The organism is Morganella sp. HMSC11D09 (assembly GCF_001807955.1).
Lineage (GTDB): Bacteria > Pseudomonadota > Gammaproteobacteria > Enterobacterales > Enterobacteriaceae > Morganella > Morganella morganii.
In genome coordinates, this window is record NZ_KV791664.1 from 1 (window position 1) to 8,045 (window position 8,045).

Genomic DNA, 8,045 nt, shown 5'->3' on the forward strand with positions numbered 1-8,045 from the left:
ATGGCTGGTTTATTACGTTGGGTATATAAAAAATTTTTCCATAATTCAGATGATAATATGGGGGCTGGAAATAACATGCCGGATAATAAGCAAATTATAACCATAAATAACAATATGGGTCAACATGGATCTGACTCAACTAATGGTGAGAAAATGGAATTGAAAGAAGAAAAAGACACAATTGAACAAGCACAAAAAAGAACTCATATACTATTTATAGACGATAAAAAATTCCTAGTAACTGATATATTGGTATCATCAGGATGGTCTAACACCAGAGCAATAAAAGATGTAACAAGCATGAACCAGAAGGAAATAAGGGATTCCGATATTATATTTGTAGATATACAAGGTGTTGGGATTAAAATGAAATTTGCTGAAGAAGGTTTGGGATTGGCAAAAGCATTAAAAGAACGGTATCCAGATAAAAAAATAATAGTATACTCTGCTGAGCAGACAGGTAATAGATTCCACGAAACATTAAAATTAGTTGATGACTTTTTACCTAAAGACGCAGACCCTTATTTATTTGAAGAGATAATCGAACGTTTTTCATTGAAAAATCAATGGGCTTGATATGCTTAACTACAGAGTAATAAATAAAGAAAGCAATGTAATTATGTATAACGACATAACCACAGAACAAATGTCAATTATAAACAAACACAATATAAGAAATGAAAGTAAAAAAATAGAAAATGGTAAAATAAAAATAAAAAATATTGATACAGACCATTTTTTTATCGACATGATAACAGATGAAAAAGATTTAATTAAAAGCAAGAAACTGATGGATAGAGAAGCCAATCTAATTATTTTCTCTATACAAAGAATCAGTGACTCCTATGATTTAGCAAAAAAAGAAATAAATGCCCATGCAAGTCGTTTAATTCATAACCTAACAACTATAAATGGGCAAAACTTACAGTATGTATACAGCGTGATACCTCAATCCATATTTGATAAAAAAAATGAAAACACAACATCAGATTGGTTAGAAATAATGAATGATGAAGTTTATGAAAAAGTAGGTAAAGCAACAACCAGCTTAATGCGAATAGCAAAAAACAGCATGCAATTTAAGAATGAAATTAATATTTACAATGCACTGCTAAATAACAACTTCAAATTGAGACTTATAAATCATAATATGCACAAAGTTTTAATGAATGCTTTTTATGTGTTTTTCCCAGACTTTACAGATGCATCTATAAAAGTAAATATACACAAAACAAACATCAGTGCAAGACTGGATTACGACACGTTCCAAGTTGCCATATATCATATAATAGAAAATGCGGTTAAATATACAAAACCTCATAGCGAAATAGACGTCTCCGTCTATAAAGAACAGGGTGAAATAAAAATCAAATTTAGCATGATTAGTTTAAAAATAAATAAAGATGAAGAGAGCCTGATTTTCAATGAAGGTTACTCTGGAGTTTCCGCAATAAAATTTGATAAGAACGGTAGTGGGATAGGCATGCCAAGGACAAAACAATTACTAAAATACAGCAGTGCAGAAATATCTCTTTTAGCGAAAAGAGATAAAGACAGTGAACATTTAATTGGTTTCGATTACCATAGAAATGAATTCATCATAACATTTCTAAATTAATTTTTTAAGATAGAAATATTCTCTTCTACTTATTCCTAATTTTAGCCAAGGCTTAATTTCCTCTTGGCTGTTTTTACGCCTCACAACTCCAGACATTAAGGGGTTCCCCGTCGAGTTCAGCGATCACAATATCCCCGTCAAAAATCCCAGCATCTTTCATTGAATACCCCTGCGCACGGAGAAAATAGGTACTTTCAGGGTAGCGGACTAATTCGGTATCCAGTGAAATACGCCGTTCAGAGAAATCTTCCGCAAGGCTGGGAAAACCACAGGACACCGGAAAATCAAAAAGGGGAACCTGTGGCATAGCAACCTCAAAACAATAGCTGTATATAAATACAGTGTTATTCCTGTTTTACAGGTGCAACCACTGGTGTTTTACTGTGCCGGAGTGCATTATCAGCCGCAATGCCCATCCCCTTTACCGCAGACGACAGCGGTGCTGTAACTTATTTTTTCTTTGCGGGTTCGATGCCCGAAAAGAAAAAAAGGGCGCCATCATACGGCGCCCCATTAAATTGAATTAGTGCTGATTAAAATTTCTTATAGACATCCTTACGGTGGCCGACCGTCAACGCTATTACCAACAATTTATCGTCTTCTATCGCTGCTATAAGGCGGTAATCCCCTATACGGTAGCGGATAAATTCGGCTTTATCCCCTTTAAGGATTTTCCCTGTAAGACGTGGGTTTATTGCATTGTTGATATTTATCTCAATATACTTCTGAATAATTCTTTGGTGTACCGTGTCGATTTTTTTAAACTCTTTTACAAACCGTTTTGTGTACTCTGTCCGGTAGCGTGTGGGGTTTGAGGGCCAATGGAACGGAAACGTACGTTAAGAACGTAATTTATTGATATTCATGAAAAATAAAAAATGACCGTTGATTGTTCCTTTTGTTTTGCTATTTAAATTTCGATAAACATTAACAACGAGAATGCAATAGCTCGGCTATCTCATGAGCAATTTCATCGATTGTATGAGTTGCAGTACTACGAGCAACTTTGTCTGCTAATGATGGGCTAAAATCGATAACTTCTTGTTTTGTAATATTATGCCATATGGGAAGCAATATTTGCTCACCAGAAATAGCACGAGTGACGATTCCATCAAGTTCATAATTTGTCCAACCTTTGCTTATAAACGCCGGAGACAAAACTACTAACCCAACACGACTGTTTGCTAAACCTTTGTCTATTTTTTGTCTCAGGCTGTCACCAATTCTTAACGTCATTTCGTCATACCATACGTTAAGGCCGTGACTGATTAATGAGTTTGCCAGAGAGCGAACAAAATCATCTTTATCCTCTGAGGCATGCGAAATAAATACGTCATGTATCTCGTCGCTCTGTGCTGTTGACGGTGGTCTGTTATCTCTTACCAGACTAGGAACTTCGCTTAACGGCCTATCCTGAATTTCAGGAAGAACCCCTGGAAGAACGCGAACAGAAACCCTAGTACTCCCCCTTAATCCCTGCATATCTACAGCAATATGCCAATGGCCTGATGAAGGGATCTGTAACCTTATGGGGGAGCGCTTTGCTAACCCACCAATGTAGGAATGTCGTCGGCCATTCTTATAACTACTGAAGTTAGAACTATCCATTAGTCTAACATTTGCACCACTGGTGAGGGTGATTTCAACAATCTCCCCTCTTTTTCTTTGACCTAGATCATTATGGATGAATTGCATGTAAGTCTGCTCTCTTCATTTGAATTGGAAGAATGTAGCCACTTCCTGATTATACTGTATCCGGTGGTTGAGAGTATCTCCTAGTGTGAAAAAATAAATTATAAGACTTTCACTCGGTATGGATGAAGATATAAAATCCGTAAACCAGAGAATAAATGAGGAAAAGGCGTGACTAAGCACAAAGTTTTCATCAGTTACCACCATGCTAATGACCAATGGTACAAAAACGAACTTGAAAAAATGAATGATGTTTTTGATATTTTTGTGAATCGCTCGGTATCACTTGGAGACATTGATGATGAAGAAGAACCTCAAAAGATCAGAGAAATAATAAGGGATGAATATTTACGTGATACATCCGTTCTTATTTTACTTGTTGGGACTGAGACTAAAAACAGAAAGCATGTTGATTGGGAATTATATTCATCCATGAGGGATAGCCCCAGAAACGGCAAATCAGGTGTTTTTGTTATAAATCTTCCTTCAACAGGAACAAACTACATTAGGGCCAGTCATGGTGAAAATGAAAAAAATGAATTTCACCCTAATATAACGGAGTGGATAACAATCAATGACAGAACAACATATAAAGAAAGATATCCATACATGCCTGAAAGGATTATAGATAACTTGATGAGTGAAAAGTCATATATATCAATAGTTAACTGGGATCAGATACACAACAATCCAGAAAACCTTAGAAAAATGATTGAGTTAACATTTCAAGATAAAGATAAGTGCGAATACGTTTTTTCTACCCCAATGAGAATGCGTAATGGCAAGCAGAAACAGTAAAGGGGAGTATAATACTCCCCTTTACTTGTTACCAATCCCATTTGGTGGTGTTCACGTTAAATGTTTGTTGAACCCGTGATGAGAAAAAATCATTTACTACTTTAAAATCGTTACATATTTTACTATAGTTATAGTATTGTTTTTGTATTTTATTTATAGGCGTTAGATGAACTTTTAATGGTGTATTAGTTATAATGTCAATAACTTCATCCTTATCTGATATATATTTATACCATCTTTTATAATTATTTTGATTTTTAGTTAAAAACTTATTCAACACCATTAGCATATCATTGCTAATATTATATAATTCATTATCTTTTTTGGGGTTCAATATTTTCATTTCATCTCTAATAAATTGATATGTCTGATAATATGATGAGATGACTTCATCGAATGCGTCCACATTTTTCTTCAACTTAAAGATAGCTCTTTTTGAATCCAAGTGATTTTTTATACTTTTGCGATATAATGTACCACTTTCATTGAACAGAACATTAACACCACCTAAACTTAGTTTCTCTACTTTAAATGAGTATTTTTTTAAAAGATACAATGCTACAATTAGCCATATAAAAATAGACATTAATAGTATATATATAATACCAGTTACTAATGGTTTGTTTTTATTAAATACGGTGTAAATTGAAGGTACATATGATGAAAGATCCACTGTACACATTACAGCAATTACCGCAATGAAAGCTATTGTCCAAATTATAACAAAGGTTCTCACAATTCCACCTTGCCAGTTTTAAGATAATCAATTATTGATTAGTGAGCGTTCTGAATTGATAATTTTATATACGGTTGAACGCGCAATACCCATATGCTTAGCTATTTCAGTTGCTCCAATTCCTTTATCATGCATAACTTTTATTTTATTTCTGTCTATCTTCCGTTTTCTGCCAAATTTAATTCCTTTAGACTTGGCCTCCAGTCTTCCTTCATTTGTTCGTTCAAGGATGCGAGTACGTTCTGCTTGTGCCACTGCTGATAGAATGGTGACGATCATCTTCCCCATTTCACCATCGGTACTGATCCCATCATCAATGAATCGGACTGCCACACCCAAGGCATCGAATTCTTTTATTAGTTGAATCATATCGGCAGTGTCACGGCCAAGACGATCTAGCTTCTTCACCTGAATGACGTCGCCTTCCTCTACTTTCATACGCAGCAGCTCCAGTCCCACCCTGTCAGCAGAACTGCCAGATGCCTTGTCGGTAAAAATACGATTGGCTTTTACCCCTGCGTTCTTAAGTGCCCCAACTTGAATATCTAGGGACTGCTGACTGGTTGATACCCGTGCGTAACCAAAAAGTCGCATAAAAATGTACCCTAAATCGAATATCAGACGCCTTGTGTCTATTATGGCAAAAATACGATTTAATAGACAGTCCATGCTTACCGTTTTATGTTGTCTGATAATTTATAATATATCGGACGTGGGTGTATGTGCATATTTGATGAATAACCGCAAATTTCCTTTTAATTGCTTTTGGTTTAATATCCGAATCATTGAAGATGACAACAGACCAAGTGCATAATATGAAATATAGAATCTGTCAATGTTCCATAGTTCTTTTAATCATTTTTCTTCTGCTGATTTATTTCACAGAACCGTGGTATTCAAATTCTTATTGGGAGGCAAGTTTAGATTTTATCGATGTTGTTTTTACTGGCTTAGGTGCTGTTTTTACTGGCTTAGGTGTTGTTGTCACTGGCATCATTTGCTTTCTGACCTATCGCTCAGTAAAAGAAGTGATTAGCTCAAACAAAGAAAACAGAGCGTATAATTTAGCAAAAGAACAAAAGGATAGTTTTGAGAAGCAATTCACCATTCTTTTACAAGAGCATCATAATTACCTCAGCAAACTATTAGACTCTGATAATAAATTGTACAGACCCGATTATTTACTATCCTTAAAAGGTTTTGAGGCGCTATCAATTATAAGGGGGGAAGCAAAAAGAATTACGACATCAGGCTACACCTTCGCGCTAAAAGACGATGAACTTTTAATTAAACTTAACGAATGGACGGATGGAGAAAAAACTTGGTTTTTCCCAAGCGAACAAATAATTAAAGATAAAAATCTAACCCAGATATCAAATCACGAATTTTTTATTTCAAAATGTGGTTCCGTTTATACAATAAGCAAATATGATACTTTTCATGAAATATACAGCATTCCTGCATCAGTAATAGAATCTTTAGTTGGTAAATTAGAAAGAAATTTTAAAATGTTCGGTGATGAAATTATAAAAACAATAAAAACGAGCAATGTAGTCTCCAAAAACATCTTAAGTCCATACATGCGAATTGTTTATAACATATTAAAGATTGTAAATCATAATACCAGCAACATAAAGGAAATGAAGCAGTACACCAATATAATACGGTCGATAATTCCAAACGACATACTAATTCTAATTGCAATAAACGCTATGTTTTTCTATAGAAATCACCCTGATAAAATCAATGGCTCATATAGATGGTTTGATTTTTCTCTTGATGAGAAATCAATAGAATCACAGCTTACCAATGATTACTACAAATACTATAATCTATTAATTAAATGTGATTTTTTTGAACATCTAGCAATGGATTTTGAAAATGCCATAGAAGAATATAACGCATCAACCATAAGCCCAGATTTCAAGCACATCGATTTCAGAAGAATCAGAGAAACGGATTCTGAACCACTTAGTTTAATTTTGACTTGTTATTTAACTGTTGAACTTCTCGCTATCTATAAGGCTATGGCTAGCGCCACCTACTCAATTAAAACCAACGCTCTTATTATCGCATTCTACAACGGAACGAAAATGAGCGCAAAAGTAGCTAAGAAAAACAAAATAATTATATCTGAAATTTTATCGAACAAAAATAACTTCAAATCTGAGGGCAAGACGAAAAAAAATAAATCGATTTTTTTCCTTGGTTCCTATGTGGTTAAATATAAGTCTGGATATGGATATATTAATTTAGGTTCGGATTTTGTAGATAAATTTACAAGTGGGGAGTTTTTCTATATTGTAGATTCCAGCGATCTGGATTCAAAAACAGTTCATTCAAAAAGGAATATTAAATCAAAAATAGCCAATGCGTTACGCTATTTTAAGGGCATTAAATTTACAAAGAAAATATAGCATAGATTAGCTAGAGAGGTAACCTCTAGCTTCCATGGAAATAACTAATTGTTATATCAATTAGGGTAAAAATTAAGGAATCTATCTCAGACCACCTATAAAAAAGCTATTTTTCTCTATACAGAATAAAGTAACATTTCTGAATGCGCATGCTGTTATTAATGTAACCGCATAGCCCTTCCTTTCCATTAGCATCACGGCCGATCCACAATCCAGCCAGGCGCTTGTCTGGCTTTTCGGACAACACATATACCTTGTTGTTGAAACGTTCAATGCTGGCTTTCTGAATACCGTCCGGTACGGTGAACTCTCCCAGATGCGCGTAGCTGTTCAGTCGCAGCACGGTTACTTTCCCTTTTTCACCAAGCCGTGCAGGTTCGTTCGGTTGTGCTACCGAACGCTCACCCTTGTCTGCATAAACAGAATTTGGGTCGAATTGTGGTGCTGCCATTGCGCTACCGGCCATCAGACCCAGCACGCCCACCAGCGCAAGAACATTGAGTTTCATCGTGTGCCCTCGAAATGTATGCCCCTTACCGCAGAGGCGGTCTGAACAATGAGATCGCATCCCCCCACGGCACGCGAACGTTCAGTTATTTAGCCCCTATCATTCAGGAGTAAAAGGTCTTTTTCAAGGTGTATACAAGGAAAGGGTTACGAATTGAGGACGAAAAAGGTCATTCCGGCGCAAGCGATGAATACCGTCATCAGTAAAACGCCGCTGTACTTATATATAGAAGCAAGAATGCCAAAGATGGGGTCGGTTCCGGCTGAGGGCGAAATG

The 8,045-nt window shown here is 35.6% G+C and carries 9 protein-coding genes and 1 pseudogene; 4 read left to right on the forward strand and 6 right to left on the reverse strand.

All coding sequences use genetic code 11. The annotated features are described in order from the left end of the window. Both HMPREF3119_RS05685 and HMPREF3119_RS05690 read left to right on the forward strand, forming a co-directional pair. The coding region (locus HMPREF3119_RS05685; RefSeq protein ID WP_070578857.1) for a response regulator transcription factor at nt 1–576 on the forward strand (576 nt) is incomplete at its 5' end. Nucleotide 577: 1 nt separating this feature from the next. Continuing rightward, the gene (locus tag HMPREF3119_RS05690) at nt 578–1,618 is read left to right on the forward strand and encodes an ATP-binding protein (protein ID WP_070578860.1); all 1,041 of its coding nucleotides are present in this window, start codon (nt 578–580) and stop codon (nt 1,616–1,618) included. Nucleotides 1,619–1,691: 73 nt separating this feature from the next. Here the strand turns inward: HMPREF3119_RS05690 and HMPREF3119_RS05695 are convergent, their stop codons facing one another. The 3 genes and pseudogenes from HMPREF3119_RS05695 to HMPREF3119_RS05700 all read right to left on the reverse strand — a co-directional run bounded on the left by HMPREF3119_RS05695 (nt 1,692) and on the right by HMPREF3119_RS05700 (nt 3,313). Beyond that, nucleotides 1,692–1,925, reverse strand: coding sequence for a LexA family protein (locus HMPREF3119_RS05695; protein WP_210388496.1), 234 nt, complete (start codon nt 1,923–1,925; stop codon nt 1,692–1,694). Nucleotides 1,926–2,151: 226 nt separating this feature from the next. Beyond that, nucleotides 2,152–2,397, reverse strand: a pseudogene (locus HMPREF3119_RS20005) (type II toxin-antitoxin system RelE/ParE family toxin); the annotation flags it as partial. Between the two features lie 148 nt (nt 2,398–2,545). Then, nucleotides 2,546–3,313 carry a DUF1883 domain-containing protein gene (locus tag HMPREF3119_RS05700; RefSeq protein ID WP_070578863.1) on the reverse strand — a complete coding sequence of 256 codons (768 nt, stop codon included), beginning with the start codon at nt 3,311–3,313 and terminating at the stop codon, nt 2,546–2,548. A gap of 168 nt (nt 3,314–3,481) precedes the next feature. Between HMPREF3119_RS05700 and HMPREF3119_RS05705 the strand changes: the two genes are divergently transcribed. After that, nucleotides 3,482–4,108, forward strand: coding sequence for a TIR domain-containing protein (locus tag HMPREF3119_RS05705; protein WP_070578865.1), 627 nt, complete (start codon nt 3,482–3,484; stop codon nt 4,106–4,108). A 28-nt stretch (nt 4,109–4,136) separates the two neighbouring features. On the opposite strand, the gene HMPREF3119_RS05710 is transcribed toward HMPREF3119_RS05705, so the two are convergent. Both HMPREF3119_RS05710 and HMPREF3119_RS05715 read right to left on the reverse strand, forming a co-directional pair. Continuing rightward, nucleotides 4,137–4,844 (reverse strand): hypothetical protein, encoded by a 708-nt coding sequence (locus HMPREF3119_RS05710; protein WP_070578868.1) that lies wholly within the window; start codon nt 4,842–4,844, stop codon nt 4,137–4,139. Nucleotides 4,845–4,871: 27 nt separating this feature from the next. Continuing rightward, a complete protein-coding gene (locus HMPREF3119_RS05715; protein ID WP_070578877.1) occupies nt 4,872–5,438 on the reverse strand; it encodes a recombinase family protein in 567 nt (188 codons plus the stop codon). 197 nt (nt 5,439–5,635) lie between these two features. Here HMPREF3119_RS05715 and HMPREF3119_RS05720 point away from each other — a divergent pair, with 197 nt between their 5' ends. Further along, nucleotides 5,636–7,261, forward strand: coding sequence for a putative phage abortive infection protein (locus HMPREF3119_RS05720; protein ID WP_070578871.1), 1,626 nt, complete (start codon nt 5,636–5,638; stop codon nt 7,259–7,261). 106 nt (nt 7,262–7,367) lie between these two features. Here HMPREF3119_RS05720 and HMPREF3119_RS05725 read toward each other — a convergent pair whose 3' ends face one another. Next, nucleotides 7,368–7,769, reverse strand: a complete 402-nt coding sequence (locus HMPREF3119_RS05725) for a hypothetical protein (protein ID WP_070578874.1) — start codon at nt 7,767–7,769, stop codon at nt 7,368–7,370. Nucleotides 7,770–8,045 lie beyond the last annotated feature (276 nt).

Excerpts from the sequence above, each read along its gene's own strand:
- HMPREF3119_RS05690 (WP_070578860.1), top strand. The coding sequence starts at position 578 with ATGCTTAACTACAGAGTAATAAATAAAGAAAGCAATGTAATTATGTAT.
- HMPREF3119_RS05695 (WP_210388496.1), bottom strand. The coding sequence starts at position 1,925 with ATGCCACAGGTTCCCCTTTTTGATTTTCCGGTGTCCTGTGGTTTTCCC.
- HMPREF3119_RS05700 (WP_070578863.1), bottom strand. The coding sequence starts at position 3,313 with ATGCAATTCATCCATAATGATCTAGGTCAAAGAAAAAGAGGGGAGATT.
- HMPREF3119_RS05715 (WP_070578877.1), bottom strand. The coding sequence starts at position 5,438 with ATGCGACTTTTTGGTTACGCACGGGTATCAACCAGTCAGCAGTCCCTA.
- HMPREF3119_RS05720 (WP_070578871.1), top strand. The coding sequence starts at position 5,636 with ATGACAACAGACCAAGTGCATAATATGAAATATAGAATCTGTCAATGT.
- HMPREF3119_RS05725 (WP_070578874.1), bottom strand. The coding sequence starts at position 7,769 with ATGAAACTCAATGTTCTTGCGCTGGTGGGCGTGCTGGGTCTGATGGCC.